The sequence below is a fragment of the Providencia sp. PROV076 genome (genome assembly GCF_028483405.1).
Classification (GTDB): domain Bacteria; phylum Pseudomonadota; class Gammaproteobacteria; order Enterobacterales; family Enterobacteriaceae; genus Providencia; species Providencia huaxiensis.
The window spans coordinates 261,454-279,536 of the sequence record NZ_JAMPRR010000003.1 but is presented as its reverse complement, the minus strand read 5'-3'; the positions used below and the strand labels follow the sequence as shown (position 1 = coordinate 279,536).

Here is an 18,083-nt window from a genome sequence, read left to right as displayed (position 1 = left end):
TTTTACCGCCCTTTTAAACCAATTAAATTGCCAAACGGGTCTTCAAGTTGGCACATTCGGTTGTTACCATCTATTAACATTGGCCCGCGGTACAGTTTTGCCCCTAGTTGAGTGAAATGCTCAAAAGCCAAATCAAAATTATCGACTTGCCAATACAATACCGTTCCCTTTTTACCCTCACTAACTTTTTCATCCGCTTGCACCACTTCTATCGTGAAGTCTCCGACATGTAATAAGGTGAAATCAAAATCAGGCAAGTATTCTGCCTTTGCTTGTGGAAAAGCTTGCTGATACCAAGCCAAACCCGCTTGAACATCGGGTACGTGGATTAAAATTGCAGTGGGTTTTAGTTCCATAGCGCTTTCTTATTAATAGGTATTATTTTGTTTTAGCTTACACCAATGATTGAAAGTTAGTAAATGTAGATAAGGTATAAACAATGGCCAAACCAGCGATTGCTTACGCCTTGAGCATCATCAAGTCAGATCATTTTGCGTGTTTTTCTGATAAATAACGAAGAATGGCTGATATATTTTTTAAGTTATATTTTACGAGCAGTTCATTTTCTTTAGCTTTACATAACATCTCATAATCAGCTTCTAACTGCCCAACATCTAACTGAGCCGGCTCATTGTAAATATCATAAATAGATTCAGAAGGTACATTCCAATAAAAATCTGCATCTAAGTCTATATTATCCATTCCCTGTACTTTCATTTCTTTGAAAATGGCTACTATAGCCTCTTCCAGTAGACTCAGTTCTATTTTCATATTTTAACCTTTACCATTCTTAATTTCATTTATGTTCTTTTCAAATGTTTCAATTTATATTTCTAAACATTTAGTTAGTCATCAATAATATTAATTTCTTTATCAATTAACCGACCAAAATCTTCACTTTGTGAAATTACTGTGATGGTTTTCTGTATTAATTCCTCAATACTAGCTTGGAGCTGTTCTGGAATTAAACATTCAACATCGTCCAATTCGCAACCTAGGTTAATTATCCCTATTAATTTTTCATCTGAACCCATTTGTTCGAGTAGTTTAGCCAAATAAGGTTTGAAAACAAATCCTTCTGCCTCATCAATCGATATCAAATTTTTATCTAATGCAGTTAATACACCTAAAGTTAATAAGCTTATAAATTTGCTCGTCTGTTTATCACTAATACTATAATTAAGCCTAGTCACCTCTTACTCCAACCACATTTAATTTTCACATTAATGACTCTGCCACTTTGGTTCCCCCACGCTAAAAATGGAGGAACCAACCTGCTTATGCGGAAATTAAACTAAAGGTTCTAAACGTAAAAGATGATCTTTAGCTTTCTCTATCAATAATAAAAATTCACTGTAATTAAATTCTAAAAAATCCGAGTCAGGATAAATAATAATTTTTACCTCTTTCTTATCTTCAGACAGTGAAATTTCCCCCCACTGAACATCATTAAAAGAGAGCTCAGCATATAAATCATCTCGGCTTAAAGAACTTCCAACACTGTATTCCAACATAAAATCCCCCCATCAATCATTTGCAAACATTATGGCTCTCTAAAACCAATAAATTTCTTACCATCTATACTAAATCTTAATACCCGACCATCAGGTGATTTAGCATCAATCACTTCAATTCTTTTCCTATTTTCATAAATAGTTCTAGGTCTTATTATTACATTTGGATTATCTAATATTTCATCGATTAATGCTCTAGCTTCCTGATTCAATACTGAAGCTTTTTGGTTGGAATATGAGTATGCAGATCCTTCCCTACCCCCATGCTTTTGGAGCGATCTGCCAGCATTTGTTAAACCATTGCGATTGATTTCTGATGCTGCTTGCTTTAGTTCTTCTTTAGAAGGAAGATCATTATTTTTTATAGAGAACTCATCAGGTTCCCACCCCTCCGGTCCTCCTGCCCCAGAGCCCCCTACCTCTACTTTATCTGAATTTGATAACTCTTTCCCAACATTTGGATTTTTTGCTGTTTTATCTAAATCATTTGAGCAACTCATGCCAAAAGAGCAATCAAACGTTTCCGCTAGGCCATCGCGAATATTACCTAATGCCTTTTCGATACCTTTTGCAATACTGCTATCTGCTGTTTGTGTTACTTGTGAATTTGAACCAACGCCATGAGGTAATGTAGGAACATTCGGTGTGGGAACGGCAAATACACTACTTTGGGCTATTTTCAGCTTATTTAATTCATTTACATTAAACTGAATTTTATCCGTAATATTTTTATGTTGTCTCTTAATTTCGAGCAATTGATTTCTAGCATCACGGTCAGCTCGCTTATTAACCGCATCTATATATAGATCTATATTATCAAAAGGAAACCTCGGTATACCCGGTATATTATCGTCAAAATCATCTGCGAGGAGCCTGTCTCTATCTTCAATTGTGCGAAATTTAAAGGTTGCTGAAATTTTTAATTTTGAGGAGTCTGAAGATTGAAAATGCCATTTGTACGTACATGGATATTTTTGTGGATCAATGATAAATTTCCAGCCAGGCGATTTTTCAATCTCCGCAATATCCTTTCTCAATATAATTAAATCATTTTCAATTAATGTTTGTTTAGATTTTAAATTATCCTTAATTTTAATCGAAGGATTTTTAAAAATGTCGACTTTGTGATTATTAACATCATCATGAATGTCAGTTAGTTTTATATTATCATAAAGATTTTCATGTAAAATACATTTTAATTTTTCATACCTCCCAGTTAAATCAATATCTTCATGAGCATTATCATAATTATTAAAATAATCATTAAGATGTTCTCTTGGATTGTTTCCCCATACAGTTATTGTACCTAGATGTGTCACATCATCCATAAACTAACTTCCTTATTAGTTATCAATAAAAAATAGAATAAAGAAATTAGAATTTAATATTTTTATAGTCAACTAACTGTTATTATTAATAAACATTCTATTATTTAAAATTAAATACACATTACTTATAAAATGATTAATATTGATTTTAATAAATAATTGGATAAAAGCATGTGATTAATTGTTTATATTCACAAAAACAAAAAAAAGCCAACGTGTTTCCACATTGGCTTCAATTCGCTTTGCTGATAAACAGCATACTAGAGATACTGTTTATCTATGCGATTAAAGAAAATTATTTTTTCTTTTTCGCTTTAGCGTTTGGTAAATCAGTAATGCTACCTTCGTAAATCTCAGCAGCCATACCGATTGATTCGTACAGTGTTGGGTGAGCATGGATAGTTAATGCTAAGTCTTCTGCATCACAACCCATTTCAATTGCTAAGCCGATTTCGCCCAGTAATTCACCACCGTTCACACCGACAACAGCCCCACCGATAACACGGTTAGATTGTTTGTCGAAAATCAGTTTAGTCATACCTTCTGAGCAGTCAGATGCAATTGCACGGCCTGACGCAGCCCATGGGAAAGTTGCAACTTCATAGCTGATATTTTGTTCTTTCGCTTCTTTCTCAGTTAAACCAACCCATGCAACTTCTGGCTCAGTATAGGCGATGGATGGAATAACTTTCGGGTCAAAGTAATGTTTCAGACCAGAGATAACCTCTGCGGCAACGTGACCTTCGTGAACACCTTTGTGAGCCAACATTGGTTGACCAACGATATCACCAATAGCGAAGATGTGTGGAACGTTAGTGCGCATTTGTTTATCCACACGGATAAAGCCACGGTCATCAACTTCAACGCCTGCTTTGCCTGCATCCAAGTTTTTACCGTTAGGAACACGACCGATTGCCACTAATACTGCATCATAACGTTGTGGTTCTGCAGAAGCTTTTTTACCTTCCATAGAAACGTAGATACCGTCTTCTTTCGCTTCAACTGCCGTTACTTTAGTTTCTAACAGCAGATTGAATTTTTTACTGATTTGTTTGGTGAATACTTTAACCACATCTTTGTCAGCCGCTGGGATGACTTGGTCAAACATTTCAACCACATCGATTTGAGAACCCAGTGCATGATACACAGTCCCCATTTCTAAACCGATGATACCCCCACCCATAACCAGCAGACGCTCAGGAACTTCAGTCAGTTCTAATGCATCTGTTGAATCCCAAATACGCGGGTCTTCATGTGGAATGAATGGTAATTGAATAGGACGGGAACCCGCAGCAATGATTGCGTTATCGAAATTGATAGTTGTGCTACCATTTTCGCCTTCAACAACCAGCGTGTTGGCACCTGTGAATTTACCGAAACCGTTAACTACGGTAACTTTACGGCCTTTAGCCATACCAGCCAGACCACCCGTCAGCTGATTAATGACTTTTTCTTTCCATAAGCGAACTTTGGAAATGTCAGTTTTTGGCTCACCAAAAACGATACCGTGTTCTGCTAAAGCTTTTGCTTCTTCGATCACTTTTGCAACATGCAATAACGCTTTAGAAGGAATACAACCAACGTTTAAACAAACACCACCAAGGGTTGAATAACGTTCTACTAAAACAGTTTCTAAACCTAAGTCAGCGCAACGGAAAGCCGCAGAATAACCTGCAGGGCCTGCACCAAGCACAACGACTTGGGCTTTAATTTCAGTACTCATCATGACCTCTTTTTGTTTTGTCCAGCGGTACTGCTGAATAAACGATCTTCCACTGGAAAAGTACACACCGAGAGCAGTTTACAGAATTGTTAACACCCTGAAAAGGCTCATTTCGTGATGTAACTCCCAACCTTTCGTAGCGGCAGCAAAAAATTCTGCCCCAGCCTAAATAAAACAGACCGGCTTATTCGCCGGTCTTATTATTTACATCACTAAACGGCGAATATCGCTCATTAATTGCCCTACTAGGGTGATGAAGCGAGCTCCATCAGCACCATCGATTACACGATGGTCGAAGGACAGTGACATTGGCAGGATCAAGCGAGGAACAAACTCGCTACCATTCCAAACAGGTTTCATTGAAGAACGTGACAGCCCCATAATTGCAACTTCTGGTGCGTTCACGATTGGTGCAAAACCAGTTGTTCCGATACCACCAAGGCTTGAAATCGTGAAGCAGCCACCTTGCATATCAGACGCAGTCAATTTACCTGCACGCGCTTTCTTAGAAACTTCCATCAGTTCGCGAGATAACTCTAAAATGCCTTTTTTGTTTACGTCTTTGAAGACAGGAACAACTAAGCCATTTGGTGTATCTACCGCAATACCGATGTTGATATATTTTTTCAGGAACAGGCGCTGCGCATCTTCAGAAATAGAGCTATTAAAGCGCGGCATTTCTTCCAGAGCACGAGCAACCGCTTTCATGACAAAAACTAATGGTGTGATTTTCACATCCAGTTTTTTCTTTTCAGCTTCTTTATTTTGTTGCTTACGGAATTCTTCAACTTCAGTGGTATCCACTTCTTCCATCAGCGTAACGTGAGGGATCATTACCCAGTTACGGCTCAGGTTAGCACCAGAGATTTTTTGGATACGACCCAGTTCAACTTCTTCAACTTCACCAAATTTGCTGTAGTCCACTTTCGGCCATGGCAGCATACCAGGTAAACCGCCACCTGCTGCTGCAGGAGCTTCCGCACGTTTTACGGCATCTTTCACGTAAGCTTGAACGTCTTCACGCAGGATACGGCCTTTACGGCCTGTGCCTTTAACTTTCGCTAAGTTAACACCAAATTCACGCGCTAAGCGGCGAATAACTGGTGTTGCATGGATGTATGCATCGTTTTCAACAAATTCAGTTTTGCTGTCAGTTGTTTTTGCTGGCGCTGCTGGTGCTGGAGTGGCCGCAGGAGCCGGAGCAGATGACTGAGCTACTGGAGCCGCTGCTGGAGCTGCACCTGCCACTTCAAAGGTCATGATCAGCGAGCCAGTTTTCACTTTATCGCCAGTCGCAATCTTAATTTCTTTAACGGTTCCAGCAAATGGCGCAGGAACTTCCATTGAGGCTTTGTCGCCTTCAACGGTAATGATTGATTGTTCTGCAGAAACGGTGTCACCCACTTTTACCATCACTTCAGTGACTTCAACTTCATCACCACCGATATCTGGTACGTTGACATCTTTAACCGCTGAAGCAGCTGGCGCTGATGGCGCTGCAGCTTGAGCAGCCGGAGCCGCTACAGGAGCCGCGCCTGCAACTTCAAAGACCATAATCAGTGAGCCAGTTTTCACTTTATCACCGGTTGCAATTTTAATTTCTTTAACGGTTCCCGCAAATGGTGCAGGAACTTCCATTGAGGCTTTATCGCCTTCAACAGTGATTAAAGATTGCTCAGCCGTAACCGTGTCACCAACTTTAACCATAATTTCAGTAACTTCAACTTCATCGCCACCGATATCTGGTACAGCAACATCTTTCGATACCGCTGCGCTTGGTGCTGCCGCTGGAGCTGCTGGGGCTTCTGCAGGAGCTGGCGCTGCTGCACCCGCCTCCGCTTCGAATACCATGATTAATTTGCCTGTTGTCACTTTATCACCAACAGCAATTTTAATTTCTTTTACCACACCCGCTTGTGGAGATGGGACTTCCATAGAAGCTTTATCACCTTCAACGGTAATAAGCGATTGCTCAGCTTCTACTTTGTCGCCAACTTTAACCATCACTTCGGTGACTTCAACTTCATCAGCACCGATATCAGGCACTTGGATTTCAATAGACATTGATTTTTACCTCTTATGCCAAACGTGGGTTAACTTTATCTGGGTTGATGTTGTATTTTTTAATCGCTTCTTCAACGACTTTTACATCAATCTCACCACGTTTAGCTAATTCACCTAACGCTGCAACAATCACATAGGATGTATCCACTTCAAAGTGGTGACGCAGGTTTTCACGACTGTCTGAACGACCGAAACCATCTGTACCCAGAACGCGGTAATCACTTGCAGGAACATAAGTACGAACTTGTTCTGCAAACAGTTTCATGTAGTCAGTTGATGCGACTGCTGGTGCATCGTTCATAACTTGTGCAATATAAGGAACACGTGGTGCCTCAGATGGGTGCAGCATGTTCCAACGCTCACAATCTTGACCATCACGTGCCAATTCAGTGAATGAAGTCACGCTATAGACATCAGAACCGATTCCATATTCAGCAGACAGAATATCCGCTGCTTCACGCACGTGGCGCATCATCGAACCTGAACCTAATAGCTGAACTTTACCTTTGCTACCTTCAACAGAAGCCAGTTTATAGATACCTTTACGGATACCTTCTTCTACGCCTTCTGGCATTGCTGGCATGTGGTAGTTTTCATTCAGCGTCGTGATGTAGTAATAAACGTTTTCTTGTTTCTCACCGTACATACGCTCTAAGCCGTCTTGCATGATCACCGCAACTTCGTAAGCGAAAGCTGGGTCATAAGAAATACAGTTAGGAATAGTCAGTGATTGAATATGGCTATGGCCATCTTCATGCTGTAGACCTTCACCATTCAGTGTTGTACGGCCTGAAGTACCACCAATTAAGAAACCACGTGCTTGTTGGTCACCCGCTGCCCACATCAAGTCGCCAATACGTTGGAAACCAAACATTGAGTAGTAGATATAGAATGGGATCATCGGCAGGTTGTTAGTGCTGTATGATGTCGCAGCCGCTAACCAAGAAGAACCCGCACCCAGCTCATTGATACCTTCTTGCAGAATTTGACCTTTAGAGTCTTCTTTATAGTAAGCAACTTGCTCACGATCTTGCGGAGTATATTGCTGACCTTTAGGACTATAGATACCGATTTGACGGAATAGACCTTCCATACCAAATGTACGCGCTTCATCAGCGATGATTGGTACTAAACGTTCTTTAATCGATTTGTTTTTCAACATGACGTTCAACGCACGAACGAACGCGATAGTTGTTGAAATTTCTTTAGATTGTTCTTCCAATAATTGGCTGAAATCTGCCAGTGCAGGAATATCTAATTTTTCATCAAAGGTTGAACGACGAGCTGGCAAATAACCACCTAACGCTTGACGGCGTTCATGTAGATATTTGTACTCTTCGGAATCTTTTTCAAACGTAATGTATGGCAGTTTTTCAATTTGCTCATCAGCAACAGGCACATTGAACTGATCACGGAAATGACGAACGCCATCCATGTTCATTTTCTTCACTTGGTGAGCAATGTTTTTACCTTCTGCAGTTTCACCCATACCATAACCTTTAATGGTTTGCGCTAGAATAACAGTCGGTTTGCCTTTAGTTTCTTTGGCTTTTTGGAATGCAGCATACACTTTCTTCGGATCGTGACCACCACGGTTCAGAGCCCAAATCTCATCATCAGTCATATCTTTAACTAATGCTGCAGTTTCTGGGTAACGATTAAAGAAGTGTTCACGAACGTATGCACCGTCACGTGATTTAAAGGTTTGGTAATCGCCATCTAAGGTTTCGTTCATCAGTTGAACAAGTTTACCGCTCGTATCTTTACGCAGTAATTCATCCCAACGGTCGCCCCACATAACTTTGATAACTTGCCAGCCAGCACCATTAAAGATACCTTCTAGTTCATTAACAATTTTACCATTACCAGTAACTGGGCCATCTAAACGTTGCAGGTTACAGTTGATAACAAAAACTAAGTTATCTAATTTATCGCGAGTTGCGATAGTAATTGCACCTTTAGATTCTGGCTCATCCATCTCACCATCACCAAGGAATGCATATACACGCTGAGCTGATGTATCTTTCAGCCCACGGTTATCAAGGTATTTCAGGAATTTAGCTTGATAGATAGCATTAATTGGCCCCAGCCCCATTGACACTGTCGGGAACTGCCAGAAGTCAGGCATTAATTTAGGGTGTGGATAAGAAGACAGACCATTTCCACCAATTTCTTGACGGAAGTTGTTCATTTGCTCTTCAGTTAAGCGGCCTTCCAAGAACGCACGTGCGTAAATACCAGGAGAGATATGACCTTGGAAGAAGACTAAATCTCCGCCGTCATTGTTATTATGTGCACGGAAGAAGTGGTTAAAGCACACTTCATATAAAGTTGCTGATGACTGGAAAGAAGCCATGTGGCCACCCAGTTCTAAGTCTTTTTTGGAAGCGCGTAAAACAGTCATCACTGCGTTCCAACGAATTGCAGAGCGAATACGGCGCTCTAAATCCATGTTACCAGGGTATGCCGGCTCATCTTCAACAGCTATTGTGTTGATGTAATCAGAATGACCAGATGCACCAGCGGCAATATTAACACCGCCTTTACGTGCTTCGCTTAATACCTGTTCGATAATAAACTGAGCACGATCAACACCTTCTTCACGGATGACCGATTCAATCGCCTGTAGCCAGTCGCGAGTTTCAATCGGATCCACGTCATTTTTTAACATATCTGACATGGTGTATTCCTTATCTGTTATCTATTTTATATGTTTATGTGGAGCCTATCTTCCTGCTATTTTCCTCATTGCTGTAAAACAGCAGGAAGATAGGCCCTGATGTAGTTGCCGCTTTAACTCTTAATTAGAGTACTCACAATAATATAGACGCAGCAGTCAGGATCTATATTATTAATTCAAATCAGGATGTTGCTGTAACCGACGTAAAGAACGTTCTCTGCGAGTTTGCTCTCGGCTAATATCCAACAGTAGATCTTCGATAAAGGCTAAATGACGATGAGAAGCTTCACGTGCTTTTTCAGGTTCTCTTGCCATTATAGCGGCAAAAATCTGTGCTCGATGTTCACTAACTGCTTTATACATTTCTTTACGGGTATATAAGAACTCGAAATTCTGACGAATATTTTGTTCTAACATCGGGATCATACAACGCAAAAGGTGTAATAAAACGACATTATGAGCAGCTTCAGTCACAATGAGTTGATATTGTAATACTGCGTCTGACTCTGCTTCTAGCCCGCCATTTTCTTGCGCTGTCTTAATTAATTCATAGCTTTGGCGAATCCGTTCAAGATCCTCATCTGTGCCACGAAGTGCTGCATAATAAGCTGCAATACCTTCAAGGGCATGGCGAGTTTCAAGGAGATCAAATTGAGATTCAGGATTGCCTTCAAGTAGCTGAGCCAAAGGGTCACTAAAGCTTTGCCACATTTTCTTTTGTACGAAGGTTCCGCCACCTTGGCGGCGAGATAAAAGGCCTTTCGCCTCTAACGTTTGAATTGCTTCACGCACTGATGGTCGAGATACGTCAAACTGCTTTGCAAGTTCGCGTTCAGGGGGCAGCTTTTCGCCAGGGCGTAATGTCCCTTCGAAAATAAGATGTTCGAGACGCTGCTCTATTACATCTGATAACTTTGGTTGGCGAATTTTACCGTAAGTCATAATCTGCCATATTCATAAGTGAGTAACTATTGATTACGTATTACCCAGTGTTAATTGGTAATACCAATTTATTTATGGGTTAATAAAGTAACAAAGTATTCACTATCTGTCCATAAAGACCTTGCGCTAAATCATAAAATCCTGCAAATCTTAACAATTTTTTTTAAAATTTAGCATGAATTGATAACCTAATATGTAATTTAGCATGACATATTTTAACATTAAAAACGATTTTTTATGCTAAAATGCAAAAACTGAACCGTTAAAGCAATCAATTAAGTGAGTTTAAATTCATAATTAGTGAATTTAAAAACAAACAAACCCCTTAATAGCAATTTTTACTCCCCAAGACTGCAAACGTGTTAATTTTATGTTAACAAAACAGTTCAACCCAAACTTAACTAAAATTTATTTGATAGATTTACATTCAAGCCTATCCATTACCTTAGAATAAAATTGATGTAGAAAATAAAATAGCGCTGTAATGTTTCAATTTATTGATGAACAAAAAAATGCAATAATGTTTCGATTGATGAGGAACTACAAATATTTCGTAGTAATCCCTTAATTCGTTGCAACCCCTTAGATATTTAAATCAATATCAAAGTTCAGTTAGGCGATAAGTAAGTAGGATGCCCACATCCGACTTCACACGAATAGATAACGTGTATTAAAGCTTTATTAGCAATACTATGGCTAAGGCATCCCGAATTAATTAGATCAATTACCCATTCTTATCAATAAAACGCATAGACAAATCCATGGCTTTAATATGCTTGGTTAACGCACCAACAGAAATAAAATCAATCCCTGTTTCTGCGAATTCTTTTATCGTTGCTAATGTGACATCACCGGAAACTTCAAGTGCGGCTTTTCCTGCGGTTAACACGACAGCTTCTTTCATCATAACTGGAGTAAAGTTATCTAACATAATGATATCAGCTTGCGCTTTCAGGGCTCGTAATAGCTCATCTAAGCTTTCAACTTCAATTTCAATTGGGACATCAGGATGTGCGTTACGTGCTAGTTCAACAGCTCGTTCAACTGAACCGGCCGATATAATGTGGTTTTCTTTTATTAAGTAAGCATCAGATAAACCTAGGCGATGGTTAAACCCTCCCCCCATCAATACTGCATATTTTAAAGCGGTCCTTAAGCCTGGGATAGTTTTACGTGTATCAAGTAACTTCGCTCTTGTACCTGTGATTTGTTTTACATATTCAGCAGTTATACTTGAAACAGAAGAAAGCGTTTGAATAAAATTCAAAGCCGTGCGCTCACCAGTTAATAAAATTTGTGATGGGCCATGCATCTCACAAAGAACTTGATTAGGAGCCACGGTTTCACCATCTTGAACCTTCCAATCAATTTTGACTTGCCCGCCAAGTTGAAGAAAGACTTCATCTAACCATTGCTTACCGCAAAAAACACCTTGTTCACGAGTAATAATTCGAGCACTCGCTTGCCTATCCGCATTTAACAACTGACCAGTAATATCCTTTTTATAATCAACAGATTGACCTAAGTCCTCTTTCAAAGCCACACTGACCATAAAAGGAATATCAATCTGTAACCGCTCAAAAAGTTTTTCGCGTCTTTGTTGTTCATCATATCGCCGTATAGTCATTTTTAACTCCAAAATATACACTCGCTTCGTTTCATCTATGCTAATCTTTCCGTTTGCAGATAACGAGTGCTAACAAAAAAGAAAAGAGAATACTATGGATAACGATATGAAAATACATAATGGTTGGCTAAATAATGTGACTCATATCCCTTCTCCACATCATGATGAGCGCCCCACTAATGCCATACCTTCTCTTCTAGTCATTCATAATATCAGCCTTCCACCGGGTCAATTTGGTGGCCCTTATATAAATCAATTATTTACAGGGACTTTAAACCCTGATGAACATCCATTTTTTAATGAAATTAAACACCTTCGTGTTTCAGCTCATTGCCTAATACGCCGTGATGGTACAATTATTCAATATGTCCCTTTTCATTTACGAGCTTGGCATGCAGGCCAGTCTTCTTACCAGGGCCATGAAAAATGTAACGATTTCTCTATTGGTATTGAACTAGAAGGTACTGATTTTGATCCATTTACAGAAGAACAGTATCAGTCCCTAACTTATTTAACTAATTTGCTTACAATTGAATACCCACTAATTAAAAATAATATTACTGGTCACAGTGATATCGCCCCTGGCCGTAAAACAGATCCTGGTCCATTCTTTGATTGGCTATATTATAAGAATAAGTTAAAGAATTATTAGTTTAATAATTATTAGCGGATAATATCCATATTAAAATTATCCGCTAATGCAATATAGATACATTTATTTTCACCTAATTCATCCTAAAACCCCAGCTTCTATTTTATTCTTGTTATTTATTGCGAAGCTGCTCGAAGAAAAATGCAACCTAACCTACATTTCAATAAACATTTACAAATTGCTTCGCACTCTCTTTTTTAACCTCTAATTTCAAATTAAAAATCTAATTATGATAAAGCCTCACTTAACAACGGAGGTTTTATTTATGAATCAACAAGGCTTTTCACTCATTGAAATTATGGTAGTCATTGCAATCATATCAATTTTAAGTGCTATTGCGATCCCTGGCTATCAAAGCTATATGCAAAAAGCAGCGATTACTGATGTGCTCCAAACCATCATCCCTTATAAAAACAGTGTAGAAATATGTAGTTTTAACCGGGGTAGTTTATCACAATGCAACGGAGGCAATGATGATATCCCTACCAATATAACCGGGAGATATATTAGTAAAATAGAGGTTAAATCAGGCGTTATTACATTTTCCACAGATAAATCACTAGCAGGCTTAAAGGTTACATTGACACCAACCATTCCATCCTTAAATACTCCCTTTAATTGGGCAGTTGCTTGTGAAAACAAAAATAATATCAAATTAAAGTCATTGTGCGAAAAAACCTTTGTATTTTAATTGGAAATATACATATGAATATAGCTAGAAACGATCAATTCATTTATAAAGAACTTAAGAATCTATGTGATAGGAATTACATTATAATCATCGACTATAATCAAAAACGGTTATCTATAGCTGTAGTTAAAAAGCCGGATGATAATTTAATAGCCACATTAAAATTTATTGCCAGTGTCCCTGTATGCTATGACATTTGGCCGAAAGAAAAAATAGACCATTATTTCAATAATACAACACATGAAATAAAAGAGGAGGAGACACATTATCAACCAAAAGAACCCGAGCCATTAAATACTTCATCCCCTGCGATTAACTTTGTGGATGAATTACTAAAAACAGCGGTTCATAAACGTTCATCGGATATACACCTTGAACCGACTAAGCATGGGTTGAAAATTAGATTACGAGTCGATGGAAAACTATATTTTATTCCTTCTCCTCCTTATGAGATTAATAGTGAAGTTATTGCTCGTATAAAAATACTCGCAAAAATGAATATTGCGGAAAAAAGACTTCCACAAGATGGCCAAATGAGTTGGTACTTTGACGGGCAAAATTATAGCATTCGTCTTTCAAGTATTCCGACAATTCACGGTGAAAAATTAGTCCTACGTATTTTGAATACACAATTAAAATATTCTTTAGAGCACATAGGGATGTGCTCTTCCCTTCTTGATTCATTAAAAGAATATTTAAATCGACCACAAGGGCTAATCTTAGTTACAGGGCCCACAGGAAGCGGTAAAACAGTAACTCTTTATAGTTACCTAGAATATTTAAATCAGTCCTCAAGAAATATAACAACCATTGAGGACCCAATTGAAATTCCACTACAAGGAATTAATCAAACCCAAGTTAATGAAAAATACAAACTTAATTTCTCTTTTATTTTAAGAGCACTTCTGCGACAAGACCCGGATGTCATTATGATCGGTGAAATTCGTGATGAAGAAACAGCCAAAATAGCGACTAGAGCAGCTCAAACTGGCCATCTAGTTTTGTCTACATTACACACAAATTGTACATTCAGTGCAATAGAGAGAATGAACCAACTAGGGATAGAAAATAGCCAACTAAAATCTTGTCTCAAAATGGTCATTGCACAAAGACTGGTACGAAAACTTTGCCCTCACTGCAAAGAAGCAATACCTAAGAAAACCAAACTACACGCTAACCATATAATAAATGAATGGTCCGCAAAAGGGTGTGAACTCTGTTTTTCTGGCTTTATGGGGAGAACCGCAGTTTATGAATATATCGACCATAAAAGCATCTGTGAAATACTCACAAAGAATACACTTGAGAGTCCAAATAATTTTATTAGTCTTTTTAATGCAGGTATAGAACTTGTTGAAATGGGTGAAACAACTCTTCAAGAAATCTATTCCATTATCGGAAATGGAGTGAGTTAACATGTTTATTTATTCATATAGCGCCATTGATTTTAACGATCAACTAACACATAGTACGCTAATAGCGAAGAGTAAAAAGCAGGCTTTCATCCACATATCTGAAAGGAACTTAATTCCTATACACATAAAGCTAAAAACAATATTCACTTTAGACAAAAACAACATTAATTATAGAATTCATTTTTTTCATCAGTTATCTTTATTATCCTCATCCGGTATTAATCTTGTGCAATGTTTGAAAATATTACAGACCAACTGCCAACTCCCCTTTTGGATTGATATTATTGAGAACTCAATAATTCATATTGAAAAAGGAGAAAAACTCTCACAGTACTTACAAAAATACCCAATAATCTTTGATGACACAGTAATAAGTATTATTACCATTGCAGAGAAAACAGGTCAATATGAGGAAAGCTTTAGTACAATCAACAAAATTTTAGAGCATAATAATAGAACATCACTACTTATCAACAAGTCAATACGATACCCAATAATCCTTTCTGTATTCTCAATAATATTATTATTCATTATGATGTTCTATGTCGTCCCCCAATTTGAGAGTATCTATGAAAATGTTACACATGAATTACCTCTCATCACAAAAATAATAACCTTTATCTCTAACTCCCTACGAGATTATTCCTCCTATTTATTTATTACTTTACTATTTGCATCCTTTATAGCATTTAAATTTAAGATGAAAATATTAGTTTTATTGAAAAAAACAATCATGCACCTACCCATATTCAAAAAATCATTACAGTTTCATAATTTAAGCCTATATTTCTTAACGATGCACTCAACTATTAACGTAGGATTGTCATTATCTGAATGCTTAAAATGTACAATTCAAACTATCAGCAATCCTCAATACCAAAAAGACTGTAAATACGTACATATGTCGGTACATAGAGGAGAATTACTGTCCTGTGCAATGAAGCAAACCAAATTTTTCCCTGATTTATCTGTACAGCTAATGTCTATTGCCGAAGAATCTGGAAAAATACACTATTTCTCAAATTATTTATTCAAATATTATTCAGAGCAATATGTTTTTATTACAGAAAGAAACTTAAAAAATCTTGAACCTATTTTACTCCTTTTAATTGCTATACTGGTAGGAATGATCATGTTAGCAATGTATCTACCGATATTTAACTTAGGAAATGTTATAACTGAGTTATAAATAATTTTATGTAGATATGAATATGGTATTTCACCTTAAATATTTTATATAAAAATTTGTTTTTTAACCTATTCATCGTAATATTACTTTGGATGAAGACAAATGATTTATTTCAGTGTAATCTATTTTTTTTCAACGAGTAAATGAATAATCATATGCCTTATATAGTTGCTTTAACTGGTGGTATTGGAAGTGGTAAAACAACCGTTGCAAATGAATTTGCTAAACTTGGAGTCCCCCTAGTTGATGCAGATGTGATTGCTCGGCAGGTTGTTGAGCCAAATACCCCTGCCTTAGAAAGCATTACACGCCACTTTGGTAAGGGTGTTATTCTTCCGAACGGAGAGCTAAATAGACAACGCTTAAGGGAAATTATTTTTTCCAAGCCCGATGAAAAAAAATGGCTGAATGCTTTGCTTCATCCATTGATCCAGCAAGAAACACAAAAGCAATTTCAGCAAATAAATTACCCTTATGTGTTATGGGTAGTCCCTTTATTAATTGAAAATAATATTCATCATTTGGCCGATAGGGTATTAGTTGTTGATGTTACTACTGAAGAGCAAATTCAGCGTACATTAAAAAGAGATAAGACCAGTTTAGAACAAGTTACTAATATACTTAATGCACAAGTTAGCCGTGAAAAACGACTTAATTATGCCAATGATATAATAACAAACCATTCTCATGATACGGATCTCTCAGGCAAGGTCGCTGCTTTTCATAACCAGTACTTAACGCTAGCAAAAATAAAAAAATAGGAATTAAAATGGGCGAATTAATTGCAACAAATTTTATTACTTATGAATACCCAATGAATGAAAAAATTCGTTCGTGGCTCCGCCTTGAAACACTTTTATCTCAAATTTATGAGCTAAGTAATATTACTTCCTACTCTACTGGTATTGCCTTTTTCCGTTCTGTTTCAGAACTAATTGAAATTCTAGATAGAGGAGAGGTACGTTCTGAGCTCATGAAAGAGCTCGAAAAACAACGGATCCAGTTAGCGAATTGGGCCGAAGCGCCTAATGCCGATAACCAATTAATTTCTACATTGCTTGAACAATTATCTGAAACAATCTCCAAATTAATGTCAGCCCCACGTTTTGGCCACCATTTACGAACAGATAAAATTATCAGTATGGTACGTCAACGTTTAAGCATCCCTGGTGGCTGCTGTAGTTTTGATCCCCCCACACTACAGCTTTGGTTGAACATTTCACAGATCGAGCGAAATAAGTCCATCAATGGATGGTTACAAAGCCTCGACCCACTGAAGAATGCATTAAACACCGTTCTTACATTAATTCGACAAAGTGGAAATTTTGAGATAAAAGAATCTCATAATGGTTTCTATCAAGATAATGTCGAGGGTAAAGAGTTACTACGCATCAAATTATCCATTGAACATCTCATTTACCCGCAAATTTCAGGCCATAAAACACGATTTGCCTTACGCTTTCTACATATCGACAGTGAGAATGGTATACTTCCAGATGTTATTAATTTTGAGTTATCCTGTTGCTAGCTAGAGATATATATTTATGAGTGAAATCATTGAAGTAAATTGCCCTACATGTAAAAAGATCGTTGTTTGGAATGAAAATAGCCCTTTCCGGCCATTTTGCAGTAAACGTTGTCAACTTATTGACCTTGGTGAGTGGGCTAGTGAAGAGAAACGAATTGCTAGCCAAGGGGATATATCTGACAGCGATGATTGGAGCGAACAACCAGATAAATAATACGTTAAGTCGCGACAGCATAAAATTAAGTGGAAAATATATCATTGTGTATTTTCCACTTAATATCAATATCAGCTATTATGTTGATCACTTCTCTGCGTTAATAAATCAACAATGATACGATTTGCTGGAGGGAATTCATTTGCAATAAGATCATGTTGATAAACCCAACGCGAGTCTTGCCCTTCTTTACCATACGGTTCATTTTCCCACGAAGAAACTATGAAAAAATAGAGTGTAATGAAACGATCATCAAACTCATGATCAACGCGATGAAATAACTCGCTCTTAGTCACTATAATTCCAACTTCTTCTTCAAGCTCACGAACTAATGCTGCTTCAGGAGATTCATTAGTTTCAAGTTTTCCGCCAGGAAACTCCCAAAAACCAGCCATGTGTGAGCCTTCAGGCCGTTTAGTAATAAAAATTTTTTCCTGAGAATTACGAATGATCCCAGCTGCGATATGTAAATGTTTTTTTTCCATAATTTTTTCATCAAAAAGGCGGGTTACCCCG

Annotated in this window: 18 protein-coding genes; 7 read left to right on the top strand and 11 right to left on the bottom strand. The window is 37.7% G+C overall.

The window, feature by feature from the left end; translation table 11 throughout:
• Positions 1-2: 2 nt before the first annotated feature.
• From PSF67_RS03615 to nadC, 10 genes are all read right to left on the bottom strand, one after another.
• Positions 3-356 carry a VOC family protein gene (locus PSF67_RS03615; protein WP_272676537.1) on the bottom strand — a complete coding sequence of 118 codons (354 nt, stop codon included), beginning with the start codon at positions 354-356 and terminating at the stop codon, positions 3-5.
• Positions 357-486: 130 nt separating this feature from the next.
• Positions 487-771 (bottom strand): hypothetical protein, encoded by a 285-nt coding sequence (locus PSF67_RS03610; protein ID WP_272676536.1) that lies wholly within the window; start codon positions 769-771, stop codon positions 487-489.
• 74 nt (positions 772-845) lie between these two features.
• Positions 846-1,193 carry a DUF3969 family protein gene (locus PSF67_RS03605; protein ID WP_102137412.1) on the bottom strand — a complete coding sequence of 116 codons (348 nt, stop codon included), beginning with the start codon at positions 1,191-1,193 and terminating at the stop codon, positions 846-848.
• A 96-nt stretch (positions 1,194-1,289) separates the two neighbouring features.
• Positions 1,290-1,514, bottom strand: a complete 225-nt coding sequence (locus PSF67_RS03600; protein WP_004261965.1) for a hypothetical protein — start codon at positions 1,512-1,514, stop codon at positions 1,290-1,292.
• A 29-nt stretch (positions 1,515-1,543) separates the two neighbouring features.
• On the bottom strand, positions 1,544-2,842 hold the full coding sequence (locus PSF67_RS03595; RefSeq protein ID WP_272676535.1) for a hypothetical protein: 1,299 nt from the start codon (positions 2,840-2,842) through the stop codon (positions 1,544-1,546).
• A gap of 295 nt (positions 2,843-3,137) precedes the next feature.
• On the bottom strand, positions 3,138-4,565 hold the full coding sequence (lpdA, locus tag PSF67_RS03590; protein ID WP_102137409.1) for a dihydrolipoyl dehydrogenase: 1,428 nt from the start codon (positions 4,563-4,565) through the stop codon (positions 3,138-3,140).
• 204 nt (positions 4,566-4,769) lie between these two features.
• Complete coding sequence (aceF, locus tag PSF67_RS03585) at positions 4,770-6,629, bottom strand: pyruvate dehydrogenase complex dihydrolipoyllysine-residue acetyltransferase (RefSeq protein WP_272676534.1); 1,860 nt, start codon at positions 6,627-6,629, stop codon at positions 4,770-4,772.
• Between the two features lie 13 nt (positions 6,630-6,642).
• Positions 6,643-9,309 (bottom strand): pyruvate dehydrogenase (acetyl-transferring), homodimeric type, encoded by a 2,667-nt coding sequence (gene aceE, locus PSF67_RS03580; protein ID WP_102137407.1) that lies wholly within the window; start codon positions 9,307-9,309, stop codon positions 6,643-6,645.
• 171 nt (positions 9,310-9,480) lie between these two features.
• Positions 9,481-10,251: a pyruvate dehydrogenase complex transcriptional repressor PdhR gene (pdhR, locus tag PSF67_RS03575; protein WP_004261987.1), complete on the bottom strand. Its 771-nt coding sequence runs from the start codon at positions 10,249-10,251 to the stop codon at positions 9,481-9,483.
• A gap of 724 nt (positions 10,252-10,975) precedes the next feature.
• Positions 10,976-11,878: a carboxylating nicotinate-nucleotide diphosphorylase gene (gene nadC, locus PSF67_RS03570; protein WP_102137406.1), complete on the bottom strand. Its 903-nt coding sequence runs from the start codon at positions 11,876-11,878 to the stop codon at positions 10,976-10,978.
• Positions 11,879-11,984: 106 nt separating this feature from the next.
• Between nadC and ampD the strand changes: the two genes are divergently transcribed.
• From ampD to yacG, 7 genes are all read left to right on the top strand, one after another.
• Positions 11,985-12,530: a 1,6-anhydro-N-acetylmuramyl-L-alanine amidase AmpD gene (ampD, locus tag PSF67_RS03565; RefSeq protein WP_195697533.1), complete on the top strand. Its 546-nt coding sequence runs from the start codon at positions 11,985-11,987 to the stop codon at positions 12,528-12,530.
• A gap of 265 nt (positions 12,531-12,795) precedes the next feature.
• The gene (gene ppdD, locus PSF67_RS03560) at positions 12,796-13,221 is read left to right on the top strand and encodes a prepilin peptidase-dependent pilin (RefSeq protein WP_272676533.1); all 426 of its coding nucleotides are present in this window, start codon (positions 12,796-12,798) and stop codon (positions 13,219-13,221) included.
• A gap of 14 nt (positions 13,222-13,235) precedes the next feature.
• Positions 13,236-14,636, top strand: a complete 1,401-nt coding sequence (locus PSF67_RS03555) for an ATPase, T2SS/T4P/T4SS family (protein ID WP_272676532.1) — start codon at positions 13,236-13,238, stop codon at positions 14,634-14,636.
• A 1-nt stretch (position 14,637) separates the two neighbouring features.
• Complete coding sequence (locus tag PSF67_RS03550) at positions 14,638-15,825, top strand: type II secretion system F family protein (RefSeq protein ID WP_272676531.1); 1,188 nt, start codon at positions 14,638-14,640, stop codon at positions 15,823-15,825.
• 155 nt (positions 15,826-15,980) lie between these two features.
• A complete protein-coding gene (gene coaE, locus PSF67_RS03545; protein WP_102137402.1) occupies positions 15,981-16,586 on the top strand; it encodes a dephospho-CoA kinase in 606 nt (201 codons plus the stop codon).
• Between the two features lie 8 nt (positions 16,587-16,594).
• On the top strand, positions 16,595-17,353 hold the full coding sequence (zapD, locus tag PSF67_RS03540; protein ID WP_272676530.1) for a cell division protein ZapD: 759 nt from the start codon (positions 16,595-16,597) through the stop codon (positions 17,351-17,353).
• 16 nt (positions 17,354-17,369) lie between these two features.
• Entirely contained in the window at positions 17,370-17,567 is a 198-nt protein-coding gene (gene yacG, locus PSF67_RS03535; protein WP_004262008.1) for a DNA gyrase inhibitor YacG, read from the top strand.
• Between the two features lie 71 nt (positions 17,568-17,638).
• Here yacG and mutT read toward each other — a convergent pair whose 3' ends face one another.
• Positions 17,639-18,052: an 8-oxo-dGTP diphosphatase MutT gene (gene mutT, locus PSF67_RS03530; protein WP_166267648.1), complete on the bottom strand. Its 414-nt coding sequence runs from the start codon at positions 18,050-18,052 to the stop codon at positions 17,639-17,641.
• Between the last annotated feature and the right edge of the window lie 31 nt (positions 18,053-18,083).

What these genes read in the sequence shown, in the direction of transcription:
- pdhR (WP_004261987.1), bottom strand. Translation starts at nt 10,251, where the DNA reads ATGACTTACGGTAAAATTCGCCAACCAAAGTTATCAGATGTAATAGAG.
- lpdA (WP_102137409.1), bottom strand. Translation starts at nt 4,565, where the DNA reads ATGAGTACTGAAATTAAAGCCCAAGTCGTTGTGCTTGGTGCAGGCCCT.
- aceF (WP_272676534.1), bottom strand. Translation starts at nt 6,629, where the DNA reads ATGTCTATTGAAATCCAAGTGCCTGATATCGGTGCTGATGAAGTTGAA.
- zapD (WP_272676530.1), top strand. Translation starts at nt 16,595, where the DNA reads ATGGGCGAATTAATTGCAACAAATTTTATTACTTATGAATACCCAATG.
- ppdD (WP_272676533.1), top strand. Translation starts at nt 12,796, where the DNA reads ATGAATCAACAAGGCTTTTCACTCATTGAAATTATGGTAGTCATTGCA.
- PSF67_RS03555 (WP_272676532.1), top strand. Translation starts at nt 13,236, where the DNA reads ATGAATATAGCTAGAAACGATCAATTCATTTATAAAGAACTTAAGAAT.
- aceE (WP_102137407.1), bottom strand. Translation starts at nt 9,309, where the DNA reads ATGTCAGATATGTTAAAAAATGACGTGGATCCGATTGAAACTCGCGAC.
- ampD (WP_195697533.1), top strand. Translation starts at nt 11,985, where the DNA reads ATGAAAATACATAATGGTTGGCTAAATAATGTGACTCATATCCCTTCT.
- PSF67_RS03610 (WP_272676536.1), bottom strand. Translation starts at nt 771, where the DNA reads ATGAAAATAGAACTGAGTCTACTGGAAGAGGCTATAGTAGCCATTTTC.
- nadC (WP_102137406.1), bottom strand. Translation starts at nt 11,878, where the DNA reads ATGACTATACGGCGATATGATGAACAACAAAGACGCGAAAAACTTTTT.
- PSF67_RS03550 (WP_272676531.1), top strand. Translation starts at nt 14,638, where the DNA reads ATGTTTATTTATTCATATAGCGCCATTGATTTTAACGATCAACTAACA.
- PSF67_RS03600 (WP_004261965.1), bottom strand. Translation starts at nt 1,514, where the DNA reads ATGTTGGAATACAGTGTTGGAAGTTCTTTAAGCCGAGATGATTTATAT.
- yacG (WP_004262008.1), top strand. Translation starts at nt 17,370, where the DNA reads ATGAGTGAAATCATTGAAGTAAATTGCCCTACATGTAAAAAGATCGTT.
- mutT (WP_166267648.1), bottom strand. Translation starts at nt 18,052, where the DNA reads ATGGAAAAAAAACATTTACATATCGCAGCTGGGATCATTCGTAATTCT.
- PSF67_RS03595 (WP_272676535.1), bottom strand. Translation starts at nt 2,842, where the DNA reads ATGGATGATGTGACACATCTAGGTACAATAACTGTATGGGGAAACAAT.
- coaE (WP_102137402.1), top strand. Translation starts at nt 15,981, where the DNA reads ATGCCTTATATAGTTGCTTTAACTGGTGGTATTGGAAGTGGTAAAACA.
- PSF67_RS03615 (WP_272676537.1), bottom strand. Translation starts at nt 356, where the DNA reads ATGGAACTAAAACCCACTGCAATTTTAATCCACGTACCCGATGTTCAA.